This window comes from Streptomyces sp. GbtcB7, assembly GCF_019091445.1.
Classification (GTDB): domain Bacteria; phylum Actinomycetota; class Actinomycetes; order Streptomycetales; family Streptomycetaceae; genus Streptomyces; species Streptomyces mirabilis.
On sequence record NZ_JAGXJM010000004.1, the window covers coordinates 348,935 to 368,229 of the forward strand.

The window sequence follows — 19,295 nt, forward strand, 5'->3', positions numbered from 1 at the left end:
AAAGCGAACATGGAGGCGGACATGGAGGTGGACATGGAGGTGGACATGGATGAGCCCTCCGGAGGTCTCGTCGTGCCGGAATGAGAAATGACGCGTCGGCATGACGACCCGCGCGGGGTACGCAGACAGGGGGTGTACGACTGGCGAGTTCCTGTGGGGATCCCTATGCGGCGGCCGTCAGGAGGGCCCGCCCGGGCGCTCGGGGGCGCGGGCGCCCCGAGGCGTCGGGATCACGTTGAGGCAGGAACGCCGTACGGTGCTCACGGTCGCGGATCGCCGTACGAACCCGCGTACGCGGGACGGCGGACGCGCGGCGCGAGCCGATGAGGGCGCAGACGGCGAGCGCGGCCCCGGCCGCGGCGGTCGCGGTGAACGCGACGGCGACGGCTGCCGGGAGGCTGCCGGCGTCCAGCACGGCGAGTTCGAGGAGCAGCACGAACAGAAGGGCGACAGGGCGCAGATTTCGCGCGTTCGCCGAGCTCCGGACCACGGACCACCCCTCCTCTCGCCCTCTCGTACGCGGGCTCACGTCCCCCGTACCCGCTTACGCGTGACCGGTGTCGGTCTTATGCGTGACCGGTGTCGATCGGCTCCAGCAGCCGCTTCGGCTTGAGCAGCGCCCGGCTGACCGGATCCGCCGGGTCCGGATCGAGTCCGGGTCCCGGCACCATTTCGACGTCCGAAACGGGTACGACGGTTCCACACGTGGCACATTCGCCGTACAGGCCGAGCTCCGTACCGCAGGTCGCGTGCCGGAACCAGCGCAGCTGCGCCTCGCCGAGGTGCTCGCGGCCCCACCGCCCGAGCGAGCGCAGGGTCGGCCACAGGGCGATGCCGCGGTCGGTGACGACGTACTCGTCGCGCGGCGGCGACTCCTGGTAGCGGCGCTTCTCGAGGATGCCCTCGGCAGTCAGCGCCTGGAGGCGGGACGCGAGGACGGCGCGCGGGATGCCGAGGTGGACGAGGAAGTCGTTGTAGCGCCGTACGCCGTAGAGCGCGTCGCGCACGACGAGGAGCGTCCACCGCTCGCCGACGATCTCGAGCGCGCGGGCGATCGAGCACTCCTGCGTCGCGTAGTCCTTGCCGAGAGCCATGACCCCACTGTAGCCACTTTTCGACATGTCGGTTCAGTGAACGAACCTAAGGTGCTACGGTCGACCCACGGGGCTGGTTCATTGACTGAACCTACCCTTCCACTGATCCGCTCCGGAGCCCGAAGGGCAGACCATGTCCCAGCTCGATCACGCCACCACCGCGAAGGCGTCCTCGGCACACCCCGGCACACCCCTCGAGACACCCCCGCGGGCGACCGCAACCCTCGCCGTCACCAGCGCCGCCACCGCCGTGGCCCTGATGACGTACACCGCGCCGATGGTCACGCTCCCCGACACCGCCGCCGCGCTGCACACCCCCGTCTCCGCCCAGGCCTGGCTGCTCAACGGCACCCCGCTGGGCCTCGCCGCGCTGCTCCTGGTCGCGGGCAGCCTCGCCGACGACTACGGCCGCCGCCGGATCTTCCTCTCCGGCACCGTCGCCCTCGGCATCACCACCGCGCTCGGCGCGCTCGCGACCTCCACCTGGCTGTTCACGCTGGCCCGCGTCGCGCAGGGCGCGGCGAGCGCCGCGATCCTCGCCAGCAGCCTGGGCCTGCTCGTCCACGCCTTCCCGACCGCCCGCGGCAGGCTGCACGCCACCGGCGTGTGGGGCGCGTTCGTCAGCGGTGGCATAGCCCTGGGCCCGCTGCTCGCCGGCGCGATCGCCCAGACCCTGAACTGGCGGATCGCGTACGCCGTCCTGGGCGCCGCCGCGCTCCTGGTCGCCCTGCTGGGCACCCGCGCCCTCACCGAGTCCCGGGCCTCCCGAGGCGGCCGCCCCGACCTGGCCGGCGCCTTCACCTTCGGCCTGGCGCTGGTCGCCCTGGTGGCCGCGCTCACCCTGGGCCGGGACGGCTGGCTGCGCCCGTCGGTGGGCCTCCTGCTGACGGCGTTCGTCGTCCTGACGACGGCGTTCGCGTTCGTCGAACACCGAACCCGTACGCCCATGATCGACCTCTCCCTGCTCCGCCACCGCCGCTTCCTCGCCTCCTCCGCGAGCGGTCTGTTCACCGGCCTCGCGGTGATCGGCCTGTTCAGTTTCCTGCCGGCGCTGCTCCAGCAGACCCTGGGCCTGTCCGCGCTGGACACGGCGTGGCTGTTCCTGCTCTGGTCCGGGCTGTCCTTCGGCGTCGCCCTGCAGGCGCGGCGCCTCGCGGGCCGGGTCTCCCCGCGCCACCAACTCGCCCTCGGCTTCGCGCTGCACGCGGTCGGCGTCCTTACGATGCTCGGCGCGCTCGACGCCGGTTCATGGACCCGCCTGCTGCCCGGCTTCCTCGTCTCCGGCGTCGGCAGCGGGCTCCTCAACGCCGCGCTGCCGCTCGTCGCGGTCGAGTCCGTCCCCGCGAGCCGCGCCGCGATGGGCTCGGGCGCGCAGCAGACGTTCCGCTACATCGGCTCGTGCGCCGGCGTGGCCCTGACCATCGCGATCGTCACCTCCACGGGCGGGCTCGCGCACGGCGCGGACATCGCGATCGCGGTCTCGGCGGGGCTGGCGTTGGTGGCGGGCGCGAGCGTGCTGGCCCTTCGGGACCGGGTCTGACGCCGGCCGGGTGGGGGGGCGTTCCCTCGGAGGGGACGGATCCCCGGGCGGGGGCGTTCCCTGACGGGGGGGCGTTCCCCGCACGGGACGCTGATCGTCGTCAACGCGGGCGCATGGAGGTCAACTTCCCCCACACCACGAGCCGATACCGGGAGGTGTACTCGGGCGTGCAGGTGGTGAGGGTGATGTAGTACCCCGGCGCGCTGTACCCGTAGGCGGGCCGAACGGTACTGCGCGGCACCTCCCGAATGACCCCTCCGTCATTCGCGGAGGTCTGCGGAAGCGTCTTGTCGACGACGTAGACGTAGCGCCCCGCCGCCGTCTCGACATCGATCTCGTCCCCCCGCCGCAGCCGGTTGATGTACCGGAACGGCTCCCCATGAGTGTTCCGATGCCCCGCGAGCGCGAAGTTCCCTGCCTGCCCGGCCTGTTGGGTGTGCGGGTAGTGCCCGACGTACCCCTTGTTGAGGACATCCCGCTTGCCGACCCCCTCCGCGACCGGCACACGAAGACCGAGCCGGGGAATGGAGAGCACGGCGTACGCCTGGGACGACCGGGGCGTTCCCTGAGCCCGCCCACTCCCGGTGGACGCCCCGGAACCACCACCGGAGGACGCGCCACCCCCCGCCGGGCCGCCCGAACCACTCCCCGCACCCGGCACCCCCGCCCCCTGCTCCTGCCCCTCGCCCTTCCCCTCCTCCTCCCCGCTCCCCCACTCCTTCTCCAACGCCTGGACCTTCCTCTCGGCGCCCTCCCGGGCCTGCCGATTGGTCCACCAGAGCTGATGCACGACGAGAAGCAGGAGAAGGAGGCCGACGGTGACGAGAACCTCGCCCCCGCCCCACACCACCCGCCGGTACGCGGCCCGCCGCCGCCGAGTGCCGTGATCCACGACGCCGGGAGCCCCGAGGCCGCGCCGCACGATGCCGGGAGCCCGCATACCGATGCCTCGTCTCCTCGACTGCCTCGCCTCCTTGACCGGGCCCGCAAGATAAGGGCTGCGACCCGAACTCACCAGCCCCATGACCGCCCGAACCGTTCTTCGGCACCCAAGGGCAACGAAGAGATCCCGCCCTCTGGCCTGCAGGTATCTCTCCCTCGAACGGCATCGGCAGTACGGTGTCCCCCATGCGCCCCGACACGTCTGCCGAGCACGTCGACCACAACGCCGAAGCAGCGCGCCTGGAGCGGACCGCAGGCCTCTACCCCGAGGACGCCGAACACCTGCTCGTGCAGGCCGCGGCCCACCTCGAACTGGCCGGCGACCGCCCCGGAGCCACCGCGCTCTACGACCGCCTGCTGTCGTCCTCGACCCCCCTGGAGCACCCCCACCTGGTCCGCGCCCTCAAGGCGTCGAACCTGTGGGAGTACGGCCACGAGGCCGAGGCCCGGGCGATCATCGACGGCATCCGCGCCGCGTCTCCCCGGGACCCGGCCCCCTGGGTGATCGTGGCCGAGGCCCTGGAGTCCCACGACGAGCTGGAAGCGGCGCAGGAGACGTTCACCCAGGCCGCGCAGCTCCTCCTCACGGAGACGTCGGAGCCCCCGTACGCCACCCACCCGCTCCTCTTCGGCCGCCACCGCGTCCGCCGCATGCTGGGCGCGGCCCACGACGACTGGGACGCCCTGGCCGACACCCTCCACTCGTCCCCGGTCTCCCTCGACGAACTCCACGACCCGAAGCGCGTCTGGTCCCTCGGCTCGGACAACCCCGCCGAACTCCAGGCGGAGATCTCCCGCCTGCGGGCGGAGCTGGGCACGTTCAGGGAGGCACTTTCCCGCCCGTTCCCGGTGGCGATCCTGCACTGGCCGACCACCGAACTGACGGAACTCCTGACGGCGTACCCCACCCTCACCTCGGAGTACCCGTCCCACGAGGAACACCTCGCGACCATAGAGGCCTCGCTCCGGGAACTGGCGACTTCCGGCACCCCGAACCTCGGCATCGTCACGGGAACCGTCCCGTCCTACGAGGCCTTCGCCGCCTCGGAGGCCTCCTCCCCGTCGGACGCGACCCTGCTCCCGCAGTACGCGACGACGCTGGCGGCACGAGGGCTGGCGGTGGCTTGGCCGCCGCAGCGGGGGGTCGAGTGCTGGTGTGGGTCGGGGCGGGGGTATGGGGAGTGTCACGGCGAAGTCCAGTGACCCGGCAGGTTTGTGCCGAGAAACCACGCACGTAGCAACGGAGGCCCCGTGGATAGGGACGCGGACCGGCGGCTGAGGGCGATCACCCCGGACATCTCACAGGTCACGATCGACAGGCTGCGCAAAGTCGTCGGTCTCGAACCGGCGGAACGGGTCCCGGCGGAGGCTCTGAGAGTCGCCGACCGACTACTGGAGGGATACGGGACCGGTGGCCGACGGGTCCTCCTCATCGCTTGACGGGATGGGTGGCGGTCGAGATCGAGCTGCATGTCCAACCGACCGGGCGAACGTATGACGCCCTCCTGGACGACATCGAGCTGGTGTGTCTGGAGGCGGATCCCGACGAGTAACCCCGTTCCTTCTGAAGTGGCCTCTCGGTTCCGTGGCCGGCTCGAAGACGATCACTTTTCGGCGTATTGCCTTCGATTGTCGGTGGCTGCTGTTAGAACAGAGTCGACTCAGCGTGAGCGATCGAGGGGGCTTTGGTGGCGGAATCGGGGGACCTGACGCAGCCGGTCGCGGGCGTCTACGAGAAACTCGTCACGCGCGGCCTGCACGATCAGATGGAGCAGCTCGAAGCCGCGGGCTGGAAGACCATCGACGCGGAGGTCAGCGCCGAGTCCTCGCCGCACGTACTGGCCCGCCACATCAGCGAGGCAGTAGGACGCAGACTGGGCCAACTGCCGCCCGCCCAGCGGGTCGCCGCCGCCAACCAGATCATGCAGTCGCTGGCCGCCCACGCACCTGACCCTGATGTGGACGAGGCCGTCGGTGTCATCGCCGATGGCCCTCGACAGCTGCTGGCGCTCGCCGAGCAGGAGGCACCCGGTGTGTACGCGGTGCGGCCTCTCACGCCCCTCTCCGAAACCGCTCTGATCACCAACTCCTCAGACGATCCCAGCCTGGGTGCGGAGTTGAGGGCCGAGCTGGCCACCGCGGACCGCATCGACCTGCTGTGCGCGTTCGTGAAGTGGTACGGCATACGGGTCCTTGAAGACTCTCTCCGCGCGGCCAAAGAGCGCGGAGTCCCGATCCGTGTCATCACCACCACGTACATCGGTGCCACCGATCGGCACGCCCTGGATCGCCTGGTCCGTGACTTCGGCGCCGAGGTGAAGGTCAACTACGAGATCCGGTCGACGCGCCTGCATGCAAAGGCGTGGCTATTCAGGCGCAACAGCGGTTTCGACACCGCGTACGTTGGCAGCTCCAACCTGTCCAAGGCCGCGCTGCTCGACGGTCTGGAGTGGAACGTACGGCTGTCGTCGGTCGCCACTCCCCAAGTGCTCGACAAGTTCGAGGCGACCTTCGACGCCTACTGGAGCGACGCCGCCTTCGAGACGTACGACCCCAACCGCGACGGCGAACGGCTCGCCGAGGCGCTGGCTCAGGCCGGTGGCACCGGCTCCCCGGACGATCTGAAGATCAACCTCTCTGGGCTCGAAGTTCACCCGTTCCCGCACCAGCGAGACATGTTGGAGCGGCTCCGGGTCGAGCGCGAGATCCGCGACCGACACCACAACCTCCTCGTCGCGGCGACCGGAACAGGCAAGACCGTCATGGCCGCTCTGGACTACCGCAGTCTGCGCGACCAGCGCGGCGGTGAACTCCCACGGTTGCTCTTCGTCGCCCACCGCAAGGAGATTCTGAAGCAGTCCCTGCGCACCTATCGCGAGGTGCTCGACGACGCATCCTTCGGCGAGTTGCTCCACGGTGGTCAGAATCCGCGCGAGTGGAAGCATGTCTTCGCCAGCGTCCAGTCCCTCAACATCCAGCGACTGGAGCAGCTCGATCCCGCTCAGTTCGACGTCATCGTCATCGACGAGTTCCACCACGCCACCGCGAACACGTACCGGCGGGTCATCGACCATTTCCAACCGACCGAGCTGCTGGGTCTCACCGCCACTCCTGAGCGGATGGACGGGCGCAATGTGCAGGACGAGTTCTTCGACGGACGCATCGCTGCCGAGATGCGGCTCTGGGAGGCTCTCGAAAACGATCTGCTGTGCCCCTTCCACTACTTCGGTCTCCCGGACGGTACGGATCTGACCAACCTGGGTTGGACGACCGGCGCATACGACCAGGACGAACTCGGCAACCTCTACACCGGCAACCACGCCCGGGCCCGGATTGTGGTCAAACAGATCCGGGACAAGATCTCCCACCCGGCCGCCATGCGCGCCCTGGGTTTCTGCGTGACCAAGGCGCACGCGCACTTCATGGCCGACTTCTTCCGCGAGGCCGGCTTCCAGGCCGTTGCACTCGACAGCGACTCGCCCGCCGGCGTCCGCGCGCACGCCCTTGCCGACCTACGCGACGGCAAGCTTCAAGTGATCTTCTCCGTGGACCTGTTCAACGAGGGCCTCGATATCCCCGACGTCGACACCCTCCTGCTCCTTCGCCCCACAAGCAGCGCCACGATCTTTCTCCAGCAGCTGGGCCGGGGTCTGCGCCGGACCGCGAGCAAGCCTGTCCTCACCGTCCTCGACTTCATTGGCCAGCACCGGGCGGAGTTCCGCTTCGAAGAACAGTTCCGCGCCCTGACGAATCTCACCCGGAACCGACTGGTCGACAGCATCGAGCATGACTTCCCGCAACTGCCCTCCGGCTGCCAGATCATCCTGGAGGGCAAGTCCAAGGAACTCGTCCTCGACAACATCCGCACCCAACTGGGCGCCACCATCAAGACCTTGGTGACCGAGGTCAAGGCGTACAGCGCACCGTTGCTCGCGGACTACCTCCGCGAGAGCCGCCGGGAAATCAAGGAGCTCTACAAGAGCGACAACTCCTGGACAACGGTCCTCCGTAAAGCGGACCTGGTCGAAACCCCAGCTCCATCGGGGGAAGCGACACTTCTCAAACGCATCCACGCGTTCTTGCACGTCGACGACCCCGAGCGCGCCAACACCTACCTTCGGCTGCTCGCTGATGACACCCCCGCGTACGAGCATCTGGCTCCCACCGACCAGGTGTACGCCCGCATGCTCTTCTTCAACCTGTGGGACAACGCCGGAGGGTTCACCAGCTTCCAGCAGGGCCTCGAATCGCTGCGCTCCCAGGAGGTGTTCCGCGACGAGCTGCGACAGGTGCTGTCGTACGTCATTGAGCAGTCGGACCACTTCCCGATCCCCCTGGCGGGCCACCATCGGCACATCCCGCTCAAGGTACACAGTGCCTATAACCGCTCCGAGATCCTGGCCGCGCTCGGCGTTGCCCGCTTCGGCGGCCAGATGCCCAGGTCCTTCGCCCAGGGTGTGCAATGGGTCGACGAGATCCAGAGCGACGCCTTGCTGATCACGCTGGAGAAGAACGAGAAGGACTTCTCCCCCACCATCCGCTATAAGGACTACGCCCTGAGCCCCACGCTCTTCCACTGGGAATCGCAGAACGCAACGGCAGAGAACTCCCCCACAGGCCTGCGATACCAGCAGCACGCAGAACGCGGCAGCCACATCTTGCTGTTCATGCGCCGCTACAAGAGCACCGACATCGGCAAGTCTCAGCCCTGGATGCTCCTGGGCCCAGCGACGTATGTGGAACACACCGGCAGTAAGCCGATGGCGATCACGTGGCGGCTGAAGCATGAGCTTCCGGCCGACGTGTGGACGTATTCAGCCATCGCAGCGGGCTGATTACCCAGAGGCCCGATGTCAGTGCCATCCGCTAACGTCAAGGCATGAACGATTCTTCGATCAGGCCTGGGCAACTCACGACGCGCGCCAAGATGCAGAAGCTCTTCGGTGGAGGGGATCGCGAAGGGATAGTTCCGTCCACAACCACACCAAACATACTGATCTACATAGACCACGAGAGCGGCGAAGAGTACGGCTACCAGGACGGCTGGCTCGAGGAAGAAGACGATCAAGGGCCCGTGTTCGAGTACACGGGCAGGGGGCGCTACGGAGACCAAACCTTCTTAGGACAGGCCGGATCCCGCAACAACGCCATCTTGCAGCACGTCGATGATGGCAGAAAACTGCGTCTCTTCATCGCAGCGGGAAAGATCCCCGGATCGAAATCCGACGCAAAGTTGCAGCGCTACCTCGGCGAATTCGAGCTAGATACGAAACAGCCGTACACCATCCGCGAAGCTGATGATCCGGCCGGAAAGCGTCGGCGCATAATAGTCTTCAGAATGCGACCAAAGGGAAATGTTCAGCATATCCCGGCGGACGCAATCGAACCCGCAGAGAAGACTCGAGCTCAACGCGTATCAGTAGCCATTACCGCAAGCTCGATTGCCGAACCGCCGAAAAAGCGAGCACGGGAGAGTAGGCGCTCCGCTCAACCAAGCACCATTGCCGACCTCCGCAAATCGAGGTTGCTGGACGAATACATCAGGCACCTTGAGGAACAGCAGCACGAGGTCGGCGCCTTTCAAATCAAGATTGCCGGAACGACAATCACTCTGAAGACCGACCTCTACGACGCCACCGATCACGTGCTGTACTCCGTGAAGGGTGCTAGCAGCCGCGACGAGATTCGCATGGCCATTGGCCAACTCAAGGACTATGTAAGGCACATCGAGCCGGCGAACCCGAAGCTGACAGTACTGCTTCCCGAGAAGCCCCACAGAGACCTTCATGACCTCCTACACAGAGAAGGCATCAGCGTGATCTACCAAGACGAAAAGAATTACATCCTTTTCCCTTTCGTGTAGCCATCAACTCACCAGCCCCTGGGAGCCAAGATGCCGTCACCAGAGCACGAGTTCTTGTCAGATGCTGCTCTCCGAATAATGGAGAGCACTTCCAGGTCTGGACTCTTCACTTACCAAGAGGGAAGCCGAAAGCTTTTTGATTTCTCATGCGACCTCAAGAAAGACTGGTCGAAGATAGTTTCTGGGCAAACCCTCTGGAAGCACGACAGGGATGGGATAGACAAAGACATAAGAACACTGCTCACCGAGCGAGATATTTCCGCCGCGGTATACATAGCACGCCATTCGATGCAGAACAAGGTGCGAGTGGCCGAGGTAGCCGGCTCGTACCGCGACACTCCAATGCGCGATAGACTTTCCCGCTTGCGCATATTTTGGGTTCCAGATGACTTTGACGCAGATGACGAGAAGGCGAGACAGTCAGCCTACCGAAATCTGAAGGAAGAGATGACGAAGGACCTGCTGATGCAGGTGGCTCTAGGCGGGCTTACCCCTCAGGACGTTTCTCGCTTCGCAGCTTCTGGCCGCCCAGGCTATCCGCTCTCGATCCTTTCACACATCAAAAGGCACGGATTCCGGAGCCTATCTGAAACTTCCAAGAGGCTTGGATTCAGCACGCCAATCCTCAAGGAAGAGGTTCAACGACTTTTCGTCATAGGATTCCTAGAAAGCGACAGCCTCCAGGGCGGCATCTATCGGATCAGCGATAGCGGAAACGCCATAATCGACGTCTGCTCTCGACTTCGCGATTACCTCCACGGAAGGCTCGGCGAACATAACGAGAACAAAGAGTTTGAGCACATATGCCGACTACTCAGCATCGACTACACCTCCACGCCGCCTGGAGCTGCCGAGCCCGCCATAAAGGTAGACCTTCAAAGCCCCACAGCACTTCTCATGCAACACGTGACCCAGTCCGACAGAGACGGGTCAGTGGAGTGGCCCCAACCGTACTTCGCCCTACCGAGCAGGTAAGAACGCCATCACGCCTCATGGGCTCCCCGCCCGGATCACTCATGCCAACGAGTCCTCAGCCCCTACAACGTCCGCCTCGAAGTGCATCTGGGCGCGATCCAGCGCCTCATCCACGTCGCGGCCGTGCGCCTGAAGCCAGTGGAGGAGATCAGCGATGACGTTGATCGCCGCCTCCTGCGCTACAGCCACACTCAGCGTGCTTGGGCCCAAGTTGCCGGGCAAATTCTCTGCCCCGTAGAGCCCTAGCATCGCCCCCGCTCTTGCCACAGGCGTTCCCCCACTGTGGCCATTGGGCGAGTTCAGGCCGGTGGACAGCTCGCACCAGGTGACCTTTCGGTCGGGGTGGAGTTGCACGCCCCAGCGGTCGGCAGTGGCGTCGACGAGAGCCATGCCCCGTCCGCCTTCGGAGTCGGCTCCCGCCTGGATGAGGGTTGGCAGGGCACGAGTGTCGGGGTCCTGGACCTCGATGCGCAGGTAGGTGCCGTTCATGGAGACGGCGAGCGTGGTCGGGGTGCCGGCACCCACGTGCGTGATGACGTTGGAAACCAGCTCGGAGACACACAGTTGCGCCGCCTCACTGATCTCGCGCAAGCCCCAAAGCCCCAGGTGAAGCCGCATGATGCGACGCAGAGCTGACACCTCCCTCGGTTCCGCTACGAAGGGGATGTCCCACGGCTTCCTCGGCACACAACCCGCACAGTCCATGCCTCAAGTCCTCTCCTTACGCGTCGAGTTGCGTTGTGCAGTCGACTACACACTGAGAGTTGCATTGGAACTCTCAAAATGGAACTCTCATCCCGCAAATGAGGGGAGCGACCAGGAGCGCGGCCACGCTTCACGCGCCCCGGCGCACGCTGTCTTGCTGTCACGCTCGGGCAGGCAGCACGATCTGATAGATCAACACGAAAGGTGCGGGATATGGCAGTTGGGCCCACCACTCGCAGACGCCAACTCGGCGCCGATTTGCGCCGCCTCCGTGAACGCAAGGGCCTGACCCTGGAGGAAGCGGGCGCACGCGTAGGCATCTCAAAGGCGACGCTCAGTCGCTATGAAACGAAGGAAGGATCAGTCAAGTGGCCCGCTGTTGACGCCCTGTGTCGTGAGTACGGCACGTCAGATAAAGAACGTCTCGCGCTCGTCGAACTCGCGAAGGGCGCCAAGATCCAAGGCTGGTGGAGGTCGCTCGCCGACCCCATCCCCGAGTCCATGAATCTCATGCTGACGCTTGAGGACGAGGTGGTACGCGAAGACCACTATGCCTGCATGTACATCCCTGGTCTCCTCCAGACCCGCGCCTACGCCGAGGCTGTACACCGCGCCTCGGAGATGCAGTGTCCAGATAGGGAGGTGCAGCACATGGTCGACATCCGCATGAAGCGACAAGAACTCCTTCAGCGCGATGAACCGCCACACATCTGGTGCGTGATCGACGAGGCTGCGATTCGTCGCAGTGTCGGCGGACGCAAGGTCATGCAGGAGCAGCTTCAGCATCTCCTGGCCGTGTCGGAGCTGCCCCACGTCACTGCGCAGGTACTCCCGTTCTCAACAGGAGCCCACGCCGCAGCAGTTGGCAGCTTCGCGGTCTTGCGCGGGCCTTCTCCTGAGTTGGACGTGGTGTACGTAGACATCCTCGGCGGCGGGCTCTTCATGGAGAAGCCGCAGGAGCTGGGGCGCTATAGGTTGGCGTTCGAGTACCTCAGTGCTCAGGCGCTCGATCTCGAATCCTCCGCAGCACTCGTCCACCGTATAATCAAGGAGTCCTGATGCCCGTACCGCTGGCGCCCCACTGGTTCAAGTCCTCCTACAGCGGCGGTAGCGGCACCGAATGCGTCGAGTGCGCCCCTGGCGATGGCAGCACCCTCGTGCGCGACTCCAAGAAGCCCCATGCTCCGGTCGTTGTCATAGGTAGCCACGCCTGGCAGGCGTTCGTACGAGCCGTGGGTGCGGGGCTGTTGGAGCGCTGAGGACAGAGACGTTCGACGGTTGTTGGACCACACCGATACTTCAAGAGCTTTCAGGATCAAGGCCTGTGCGCCGGCCCCCATAGATGGCCATCGTGTGCAGTCGCTCGAGCGCCCTGAGATAGAGGGCGATCTCGCTGGGCTGGGTGGTGATCACCTCTGCCGAAAGCATCGGCGCCCGGGTTCGTGGCCCCAAGATCTGCCCCTATGACCGACAGGGCATTCAGGTCTCCTTATGCCAGAGCATGACGCCGTAGGCTTCCCGGGGTGATTGAGACCATCGTCCTCGATGTCGGCGAGACCATCACCCGCGACGACCGCTACTGGCACTCGTGGGCGGACTGGCTCGACATCCCCCGCCACACCCTCTCCGCCCTCGTGGGAGCCGTGGTCGCTCAAGGCCGCGACAACGCAGACGCCGTACGCCTCGCTCGCCCCGGCATCGACGTGGCGGCCGAGTACCACGCCCGTGAGGCAGCCGGCCGGGGTGAGTTCCTCGACGAGACGGATCTGTACGACGATGTCCGTCCCGCCCTGTCCGGACTGCGCAAGCTCGGCATCCGCGTCATCATCGCCGGAAACCAGACCTCCCGCGCGGGCGAACTGCTGCGCGATCTCGACCTGCCCGTTGATCTCATCGTCACGTCTGGGGACTGGGGCGTGGCAAAGCCGCACGCAGAGTTCTTCGAACGCGTGCTGGAAGTGGCTCAAGCCGCGCCGGGGGAGACGGTGTATGTCGGTGATCACCCGGCCAATGACGTCTTCCCGGCGAAGGCGGCCGGGCTCCGGACGGCGCACATCCGTCGCGGACCGTGGGGCCATCTGTGGGCGGACGAACCGAAGTTGAGAGCGGCGGCCGACTGGCAAATCGACAGCCTCACTCAGCTCACCACGATCATCGCGGGTTGAAGGCAACGAAACGGTCCCACCAGCCAGGACGGGCGGGACCATTCGTGAACACGCTGCGTCTCGGCACGAGTACGGTTCGGAGCAGACGCCTCGAACTGGAGCCGGTATGCCCGTACACGCCAACGGTGGGGTAGGCAAGCGAATCGCCTACTACCGCAGCGTCATGCGCCCGAAGATGACCCAGCAGCAACTCGCCGACGCCGCCTGCGTCGCACTCGGCACCATCCGCAAAATCGAGCGAGACGAGCGCGGCGCCAGTGATGCCACCCTCGAAGCCCTCGCGGCCGCTCTCGGCATCGATCCAAGTCGTCTGCGCGTCGACCGCGGCCCTGTGCACACCCGCGTTCACGAAGCGATGCCCGCGCTCTCCGCAGCGATCGCCACGTACGACGTCCCGGACGACGGTCCGACCCGCCCTCTCGATGAACTTCAAACTGTCGTCGCCGAGGCCGCTCGCTGGCGCCTTGCGGCCCAGTACACGCGCATCGTCCGCGAACTCCCCGACCTGCTCGCCGAACTGGCTCGCGCCTACCACGAAGTCCCTGCCCACAAGAGGCACAGGCTGGCCACGCTATTGGTCACCGCCTACCGCGCAGCGGACGCCGTCGCTTTCAAGTTCGGTGCCCACGACCTGTCCGCGCGCTTGGTCGAACTGATGCGATGGGCTAGCCCCGACGCAGACGATCCGCTGCTCACCGCATCCGTCGCCTACGTACGAACAGAGACCTTCTTCGCCGCGCGCGCCCATGCCTCCGGGCTGCGCGCCCTCGAGCAGGCCATCGACTCGGCGCCCGTCCCGAACACGGCGCCTGCCATCGCGGCAAGAGGCGCCCTCCACATGCGGGCTGCGGTCATCGCCGGGCGGGCACGTAACGCCACGGCCTCGGAAACCCACCTCGACGAAGCTCGAGCCCTCGCAGACCAAGTATCCGAGTCCATCTACCACGGCACGGCGTTCGGGCCCGACTCCGTCCGCGTCCACGAGGTGTCCGTTGCCGTCAGCCTCGGAGACGACCACGTCAGCCGTGCTCTCACCGTCGCGCGTGATTGGAAGCCACCCGCCGATCTACCGGCCGAGCGGCGCTCCGGCTTCTACATCGAACTGGCCCGAGCCCAACTGTGGTCCGGTCTCACAGACCATGCTTTCGAGTCCTTGAAGGTCGCCCGCCGGATCGCCCCGCAGCACACGCGGGAGCACCCGTGGGTCCGTGAAGACGCCGCCACGCTACGGCGGCTGAAGCGTGCCGACTCGGAGACGCTCACGAACTTCGCCGAGTGGTGCGCTGCCACCTGAGCTGCCTGTCGGCTACCCCTCGCTGGGGTACTTGTGACCCTTGCAGGCCCCCACCATCTGTCCCACGTGTTGGAACCAGCAGATGGGAACAGGGATGCCTGAAGCAACCCCGCTCGCGCCCAGCCTCATCGAGGGCAGCGTGAAGTCCCCCGTGAAGGCGCAGCCGCCATGGCTACCGCCCGAAGGAACGCTCTGGCACGTCCAGGCCGGCACCCACTTCGACGCCGTTCGGACCGGCCGAGCTCTCGGTGCTGCTGCACTCGCTCTGCTCGGAGACGCATCGGGAGCAGTGATCTGCGATCCGTGGAGCCGCATCTACTACTTTCTGACCGAGCCGTCCTCGACGACCGGCTGGGATGTGCGTGAGACGACCGCCTGCGGGGCCGCCACCTACGTCGTTGTCCCGCCCCTCAACTCCAGGGAAATGGACCTGCACTGGGTTGTGAGGCCTCCTCCCGATCGTCCGTTCACGCCGACATATCAGCTGCGTCAGGTACTCCAGACCGCAGTTGACGCGCAGTACGGCCCGCGAACGGAGCACTCCCGATGAGTGCGGAAGCAGCCAACGATGTCGTCGATGCTTTCAACGCCCTCGCTGATCACTGCCTCACCTGCCGTGAATGCAGGGCCTCGCCTGGCCAGATGTGCCCTGTAGCGCAGCAGCTCTACCACGGCTGGAAAGCGGTGTGGAAGAAGAGTCTTCGCTGTGATCTGCGGGAAGTGTGACCAGACGATTCGGGTCGGCGAGGACTACGACGGACACGACAAGGTCTTGTCATCCGCCGATGGAATCACGATCTACCTGCACAAGCAGTGCCCGTCGCAACCTTTGCGGCGTGCCCGTCGAAGGTGTCATCAGCACCTTGCCGAGTGCACGCCGATCTGACGGGCCCGGCTGACTCCCGCCGCGCTCCACGTTCGAGCTGAAGCACCCCCAAGCGTGGCCAGCACGCGCTGCACGGCGGGTCGCAAGATCCCTCTCCCGAGTACTCGACAGGCATCCAGGACTCAGGCAGAGGGCTACCCGAAGGTCCTTCCACTGTGAGGTGAACCCGTGCTCTGCACAACCCCAACAGGCTCCGTGAACACGCTGGTCCCGACCCCGCCCAGGAGCGGCACGAGCCCGAAGGAGGCGCCGCGATGACCACCCCCGTAGCCGCCCAGCCCCGCACCGGACGCTCACTAGTCACCGACACCGAATACGACATGCTCGCCGCGTTCTGCGCCGCCGAGTACGGCCTCGAACGTTGCGTTGCCGACCGTGTCGTCGACCAGGCGCTCACCCTCGTCTACGTGATGGGCACGACTGGCGAGGGCGCCGCCATGGCCCCATCCCAGCAGGTCGACCCAGGCTGGCACACGCTCATCCTGCACACCGACTGGTACGCCGACTGGTGTGACCGGAACTTCGGCTACTTCCTGCATCACCAGCCGAACGGCAAGACCCGTACACATGGCCTGATGACGGACGTCGTCAGAAAGATCCGAGCGGCGGGATTCGACGTCGACGAGCGCTTGTGGGGTACGGCGGCCGACTGCAACCCGCCCGCCTGCTGCGGCGACGGTCCCTGCTGCTGAGCAGCGATCCCACCCCTCACACAGGGCGGGTCGGCCTTCCCCTGGGGCCGGCCCGTCCGCCTCTCCCCGCGCCAGAACGGACTCGCCCCCATGCCCCTGACCGAGCTGACCGCGACCAGCCGCGTGACCGTCTTCCCTCTTGAGAGCCTCACCATCGCCTACACCACCCAGTCCAGCGATGAGCGCTGCCTAGGTGACATCGGGCTCGTCACCGTCGTCGACGAACAGGGCGACGGCGACGAACTGTGGCGCCTGGCTCGCGACCTCGGTGGGCGTAACTCTGGCGGGGAGCAGGCCCGCTGGATCCTCACGCAGGCGAGCCGCGCCCGGACGGTCGCGTCGTACAGAAACCTGCTCGCCGCGACTTGGACGGCGTACATCCGCCGACGCTTCGAACTCGACGCGCTCTTCGCCAATCACGACGTCCTGATGACCGGCCGGATCGCGCTGTTGAGCCTCGCTGCGCGGTCGGGGGACGATGTGGTGGCTTCACGAACCACCGCGCCACACCACGTATGAACGCCCCGGATTCACTGTCATCGGCTGAAGGGAGGGGCGGTGACCCATTCCGTCCCGTGGCAACAGCGTTTGTCCAGTGGCACTGAAGACATCCAGGACGAGGTGATCCGCTGGTACCAACAGACTCGGCATGGCAAGGGGTACGTCCCCACGATGATCTGGGGCACCCTCCAGACCGAGGCCTACGCGACCGTGATCCTCCGCCGGGTCGTCGAATTCCTCGAGGTTCCGGACGATGTGCCGGCAGGGGTGGCCAAGCGGATGGAGCGGCAGCAGGTGCTGTACCACGGTGAGCACCACTACGACGTGATCCTCGGCGAACAGGCTCTGTACACGAACATCGGTGGGCCGGAGGTGATGCGCGAGCAGATGGAACGGCTTCTCAGGGACATCGACCTGCCCTCGCTCTCCCTCGGCGTCCTGGCCGCCACTGCCGAGGTGAACGTGATCCCTATGCCCGGCTTCAGTGTGTACGACGATGCCAGAGTTCACTACGAACTCGTCTCCACCGGCGTGGACGTCACCGAGCCGGATGAACTCGCGCTCCACGACAAGGCATTCAACGCTCTGAGCAGCGTCGCCTGTTACGACGACGCCGCCAAGGACCTGATCACCAAGGCCCTGGTGTTCTGGAGCAACGACTAACTGATCCGTCGCCGCGGCGACGATCACGCCCGCTCGCGTCACGTTGGCATCAAGGCACCCAAGGCCGCCCGGTTTTGCTGAGTGTGGCGGTTCCGGGATGAGCGTCAAGAGCGCCCTTCGGGCGTCGGCTGCGCCGATTGCGCTTCGCTCCACTCTTGACCCTCACCCCTCCACCGCGGAGTGCTCTTGGCCGGGCGGCCCGAAAGGGGGAGGCGCGGGTGGGGTTTCTTCGCGTTGCCGGGTGCCGGAAATCTGTGGCTCGGGGAACGCCTATGGCCTTCCGCGCACGCCGGGTTGGTTTGGCGGCTTCTGGATGGTGGGCGGGGCGCGAGCGCGTCTGGGGTGGACCAGGGTGCTCGTGATCTCGGCGTGGCACCGGCAGGCGTGGGGTGCTGCCTGGGCTGGAGGCTGGCCGGCGACAGGCGGAGTTCCCGGTTCCGGGGTGGATCATTCTGACGGATGAAATGCGGCAATGAGCTGGGGATATCACTCTCCGTGAGCGATAATGGAGGGGTCGGGCCGTTGGTGGGTGGGTGAGGTTCGGCGCTCTCATGGGGGACGGGGGTGAGCGCGGTGGCTGTTGTGGTGGAGTCCGAAGTTGATGTGTCGTCTGCGGTGGCAGATGAGTGGATCGCTGAATTGCGGTCGTGCGCGCCTTCGGTGGAGACCCTGGGGTTGCTGGTCGAGTTGGCCGGTGAGCGGCTTTCGGCGCGGGGGCGGATTGATGCCCTGGCTGTGTTCGAGCGGCATCTTGCGTGGCTTCAGGGGATGCAGGTCGAGGTGCTGGCGGCGATTGGGGAGAACGCGGATTCTGGGGCCGATGCTGCCGCGGCCGGTGAGGCGTTCGATGCTCGGCTGCTGCGGGAGTGGGATGCCGCGAGCGATGAAGTGGCTTGTGTCTTGCGGCTGGCCGGCGGCACCGCTTCGCGGCGGCTCGACGTGGCGCAGCAGCTGTGCGCTCGGTATCCGGCGACTCTGGAATTGCTGAAGCGCGGGGAGATCTCCTATCTGCAGGCTGAGGCCGTCACGGAATTGTGTGCGGTTCTCGAGCCGGAGACGGCTGGGCAGGTTGAGGCCGTCGTAGTCGCGAAGATGCCGGAGTTGGCCGTCGGGCAGGCGCGGGCCTTGTTGCGTCGGCAGATTCATAAGGCCGATCCGGACGGGGCCGAGGAGCGGCATCGGCGGCGCAAGACGGATCGGGAGACTGTCCTTTATCCGCGAGAGGATGGAATGGCTCTCTTCGGCGCCGTCCTTCCTGCTGAGCAGGCTGCCGAGATGGGACAGGCCGTCGATGCGCATGCGGCCACGTTCGGCAATGACGGGCGGACTCTGGCGCAGAAGCGTGCCGACGCGTTGTACGACCTCGTGGTCAACCGGAATGGTGTGGTGGGAGATTGTGCGAGTCCGGTGCGGGGGCGGGCTGCCGCCGTCGTGCAGGTCACGGTGCCGCTTGATGTTCTGGTGGGGGCCGAGGACGGGCCTGCCGAGCTGAAGGGGTACGGGCCCATCACCGCAGGGCAGGCGCGTGAGGTCGCTTTTGCTCCGGGGACGATCTGGCGGAGGCTCATTACTGATCCTGGCAGTGGGCTGCTCGTGAAGGTCGATCCGACCACCTATCGGCCCACGGCTGATGCCGAGCGGCAGGTCATTGCCCGCGACCAGCACTGCGCCTTTCCCAGTTGTCGGATGCCTGCGCATCGCTGCGATGTCGATCACGTCGAGCCGTTCGATCACGAGCGTCCTGAGGCGGGTGGGCTGACGGTTCCCGAGAATCTGCAGCCGTTGTGTCGGCGGCATCATCGGCTGAAGACCCACCATCCCGGGTGGAGGGTGACGCGGGATCCGCATACGGGGATTGCCAGTTGGACGAGTCCCACCGGGCATACGTACAGGAATGCGCCACCCGTTTATCGGGAGTGAGCGATCAACCGTTCTGGTTCGCTGGTTCGGCGGACGGCTTTCAGCGAAGGCCACG

At 66.1% G+C, this 19,295-nt stretch carries 19 protein-coding genes and 1 pseudogene; 15 read left to right on the forward strand and 5 right to left on the reverse strand.

Annotation, left to right across the window (positions count from 1 at the left end):
• Positions 1–163 precede the first annotated feature (163 nt).
• Both KVT44_RS09380 and KVT44_RS09385 read right to left on the reverse strand, forming a co-directional pair.
• The gene (locus KVT44_RS09380) at positions 164–490 is read right to left on the reverse strand and encodes a DUF6412 domain-containing protein (protein ID WP_217566673.1); all 327 of its coding nucleotides are present in this window, start codon (positions 488–490) and stop codon (positions 164–166) included.
• A gap of 76 nt (positions 491–566) precedes the next feature.
• Complete coding sequence (locus KVT44_RS09385) at positions 567–1,094, reverse strand: helix-turn-helix domain-containing protein (protein WP_217566674.1); 528 nt, start codon at positions 1,092–1,094, stop codon at positions 567–569.
• Between the two features lie 133 nt (positions 1,095–1,227).
• Here KVT44_RS09385 and KVT44_RS09390 point away from each other — a divergent pair, with 133 nt between their 5' ends.
• Positions 1,228–2,634: an MFS transporter gene (locus tag KVT44_RS09390; protein ID WP_217566675.1), complete on the forward strand. Its 1,407-nt coding sequence runs from the start codon at positions 1,228–1,230 to the stop codon at positions 2,632–2,634.
• 100 nt (positions 2,635–2,734) lie between these two features.
• Here the strand turns inward: KVT44_RS09390 and KVT44_RS09395 are convergent, their stop codons facing one another.
• A complete protein-coding gene (locus KVT44_RS09395) occupies positions 2,735–3,574 on the reverse strand; it encodes a class E sortase (RefSeq protein WP_217566676.1) in 840 nt (279 codons plus the stop codon).
• A 188-nt stretch (positions 3,575–3,762) separates the two neighbouring features.
• On the opposite strand from KVT44_RS09395, the gene KVT44_RS09400 reads away from it, so the two are divergent.
• The 5 genes from KVT44_RS09400 to KVT44_RS09420 all read left to right on the forward strand — a co-directional run bounded on the left by KVT44_RS09400 (position 3,763) and on the right by KVT44_RS09420 (position 10,414).
• Complete coding sequence (locus KVT44_RS09400; protein ID WP_099922461.1) at positions 3,763–4,779, forward strand: SEC-C metal-binding domain-containing protein; 1,017 nt, start codon at positions 3,763–3,765, stop codon at positions 4,777–4,779.
• Positions 4,780–4,827: 48 nt separating this feature from the next.
• Positions 4,828–5,016 carry a hypothetical protein gene (locus tag KVT44_RS09405; RefSeq protein WP_217566677.1) on the forward strand — a complete coding sequence of 63 codons (189 nt, stop codon included), beginning with the start codon at positions 4,828–4,830 and terminating at the stop codon, positions 5,014–5,016.
• A gap of 248 nt (positions 5,017–5,264) precedes the next feature.
• On the forward strand, positions 5,265–8,411 hold the full coding sequence (locus KVT44_RS09410) for a DUF3427 domain-containing protein (RefSeq protein ID WP_217566678.1): 3,147 nt from the start codon (positions 5,265–5,267) through the stop codon (positions 8,409–8,411).
• Between the two features lie 44 nt (positions 8,412–8,455).
• Positions 8,456–9,439, forward strand: a complete 984-nt coding sequence (locus KVT44_RS09415) for a hypothetical protein (RefSeq protein WP_217566679.1) — start codon at positions 8,456–8,458, stop codon at positions 9,437–9,439.
• A 30-nt stretch (positions 9,440–9,469) separates the two neighbouring features.
• A complete protein-coding gene (locus KVT44_RS09420) occupies positions 9,470–10,414 on the forward strand; it encodes a hypothetical protein (RefSeq protein ID WP_217566680.1) in 945 nt (314 codons plus the stop codon).
• Between the two features lie 39 nt (positions 10,415–10,453).
• Here KVT44_RS09420 and KVT44_RS09425 read toward each other — a convergent pair whose 3' ends face one another.
• Entirely contained in the window at positions 10,454–11,119 is a 666-nt protein-coding gene (locus KVT44_RS09425) for an ATP-binding protein (RefSeq protein WP_217566681.1), read from the reverse strand.
• A gap of 213 nt (positions 11,120–11,332) precedes the next feature.
• Here KVT44_RS09425 and KVT44_RS09430 point away from each other — a divergent pair, with 213 nt between their 5' ends.
• Both KVT44_RS09430 and KVT44_RS09435 read left to right on the forward strand, forming a co-directional pair.
• Positions 11,333–12,178 (forward strand): helix-turn-helix transcriptional regulator, encoded by an 846-nt coding sequence (locus tag KVT44_RS09430; RefSeq protein ID WP_190173126.1) that lies wholly within the window; start codon positions 11,333–11,335, stop codon positions 12,176–12,178.
• Entirely contained in the window at positions 12,178–12,378 is a 201-nt protein-coding gene (locus KVT44_RS09435) for a DUF397 domain-containing protein (protein WP_190173125.1), read from the forward strand. The genes KVT44_RS09430 and KVT44_RS09435 overlap by 1 nt, the downstream gene beginning before the upstream one ends.
• Before the next feature lie 39 nt (positions 12,379–12,417).
• Here the strand turns inward: KVT44_RS09435 and KVT44_RS57885 are convergent.
• Positions 12,418–12,547 (reverse strand): annotated as a pseudogene (locus KVT44_RS57885) (transcriptional regulator); the annotation flags it as partial.
• 95 nt (positions 12,548–12,642) lie between these two features.
• Here KVT44_RS57885 and KVT44_RS09440 point away from each other — a divergent pair.
• The 7 genes from KVT44_RS09440 to KVT44_RS09470 all read left to right on the forward strand — a co-directional run bounded on the left by KVT44_RS09440 (position 12,643) and on the right by KVT44_RS09470 (position 19,240).
• A complete protein-coding gene (locus tag KVT44_RS09440; protein WP_190173124.1) occupies positions 12,643–13,284 on the forward strand; it encodes an HAD family hydrolase in 642 nt (213 codons plus the stop codon).
• A 106-nt stretch (positions 13,285–13,390) separates the two neighbouring features.
• Positions 13,391–14,578, forward strand: coding sequence for a helix-turn-helix domain-containing protein (locus KVT44_RS09445; protein ID WP_229889408.1), 1,188 nt, complete (start codon positions 13,391–13,393; stop codon positions 14,576–14,578).
• 94 nt (positions 14,579–14,672) lie between these two features.
• On the forward strand, positions 14,673–15,128 hold the full coding sequence (locus tag KVT44_RS09450) for a hypothetical protein (RefSeq protein WP_217566682.1): 456 nt from the start codon (positions 14,673–14,675) through the stop codon (positions 15,126–15,128).
• Positions 15,129–15,718: 590 nt separating this feature from the next.
• The gene (locus KVT44_RS09455; RefSeq protein WP_217566683.1) at positions 15,719–16,156 is read left to right on the forward strand and encodes a hypothetical protein; all 438 of its coding nucleotides are present in this window, start codon (positions 15,719–15,721) and stop codon (positions 16,154–16,156) included.
• Between the two features lie 90 nt (positions 16,157–16,246).
• A complete protein-coding gene (locus KVT44_RS09460; RefSeq protein WP_217566684.1) occupies positions 16,247–16,675 on the forward strand; it encodes a hypothetical protein in 429 nt (142 codons plus the stop codon).
• Between the two features lie 39 nt (positions 16,676–16,714).
• Positions 16,715–17,320 carry a DUF5753 domain-containing protein gene (locus KVT44_RS09465; RefSeq protein WP_217566685.1) on the forward strand — a complete coding sequence of 202 codons (606 nt, stop codon included), beginning with the start codon at positions 16,715–16,717 and terminating at the stop codon, positions 17,318–17,320.
• Positions 17,321–17,893: 573 nt separating this feature from the next.
• Positions 17,894–19,240 (forward strand): DUF222 domain-containing protein, encoded by a 1,347-nt coding sequence (locus KVT44_RS09470; RefSeq protein ID WP_308313939.1) that lies wholly within the window; start codon positions 17,894–17,896, stop codon positions 19,238–19,240.
• The last annotated feature ends 55 nt before the right edge of the window (positions 19,241–19,295 follow it).

What these genes read in the sequence shown, in the direction of transcription:
- KVT44_RS09455 (WP_217566683.1), top strand. Translation starts at nt 15,719, where the DNA reads ATGACCACCCCCGTAGCCGCCCAGCCCCGCACCGGACGCTCACTAGTC.
- KVT44_RS09445 (WP_229889408.1), top strand. Translation starts at nt 13,391, where the DNA reads ATGCCCGTACACGCCAACGGTGGGGTAGGCAAGCGAATCGCCTACTAC.
- KVT44_RS09385 (WP_217566674.1), bottom strand. Translation starts at nt 1,094, where the DNA reads ATGGCTCTCGGCAAGGACTACGCGACGCAGGAGTGCTCGATCGCCCGC.
- KVT44_RS09395 (WP_217566676.1), bottom strand. Translation starts at nt 3,574, where the DNA reads ATGCGGGCTCCCGGCATCGTGCGGCGCGGCCTCGGGGCTCCCGGCGTC.
- KVT44_RS09425 (WP_217566681.1), bottom strand. Translation starts at nt 11,119, where the DNA reads ATGGACTGTGCGGGTTGTGTGCCGAGGAAGCCGTGGGACATCCCCTTC.
- KVT44_RS09430 (WP_190173126.1), top strand. Translation starts at nt 11,333, where the DNA reads ATGGCAGTTGGGCCCACCACTCGCAGACGCCAACTCGGCGCCGATTTG.
- KVT44_RS09420 (WP_217566680.1), top strand. Translation starts at nt 9,470, where the DNA reads ATGCCGTCACCAGAGCACGAGTTCTTGTCAGATGCTGCTCTCCGAATA.
- KVT44_RS09450 (WP_217566682.1), top strand. Translation starts at nt 14,673, where the DNA reads ATGCCTGAAGCAACCCCGCTCGCGCCCAGCCTCATCGAGGGCAGCGTG.
- KVT44_RS09460 (WP_217566684.1), top strand. Translation starts at nt 16,247, where the DNA reads ATGCCCCTGACCGAGCTGACCGCGACCAGCCGCGTGACCGTCTTCCCT.
- KVT44_RS09415 (WP_217566679.1), top strand. Translation starts at nt 8,456, where the DNA reads ATGAACGATTCTTCGATCAGGCCTGGGCAACTCACGACGCGCGCCAAG.
- KVT44_RS09390 (WP_217566675.1), top strand. Translation starts at nt 1,228, where the DNA reads ATGTCCCAGCTCGATCACGCCACCACCGCGAAGGCGTCCTCGGCACAC.
- KVT44_RS09435 (WP_190173125.1), top strand. Translation starts at nt 12,178, where the DNA reads ATGCCCGTACCGCTGGCGCCCCACTGGTTCAAGTCCTCCTACAGCGGC.
- KVT44_RS09400 (WP_099922461.1), top strand. Translation starts at nt 3,763, where the DNA reads ATGCGCCCCGACACGTCTGCCGAGCACGTCGACCACAACGCCGAAGCA.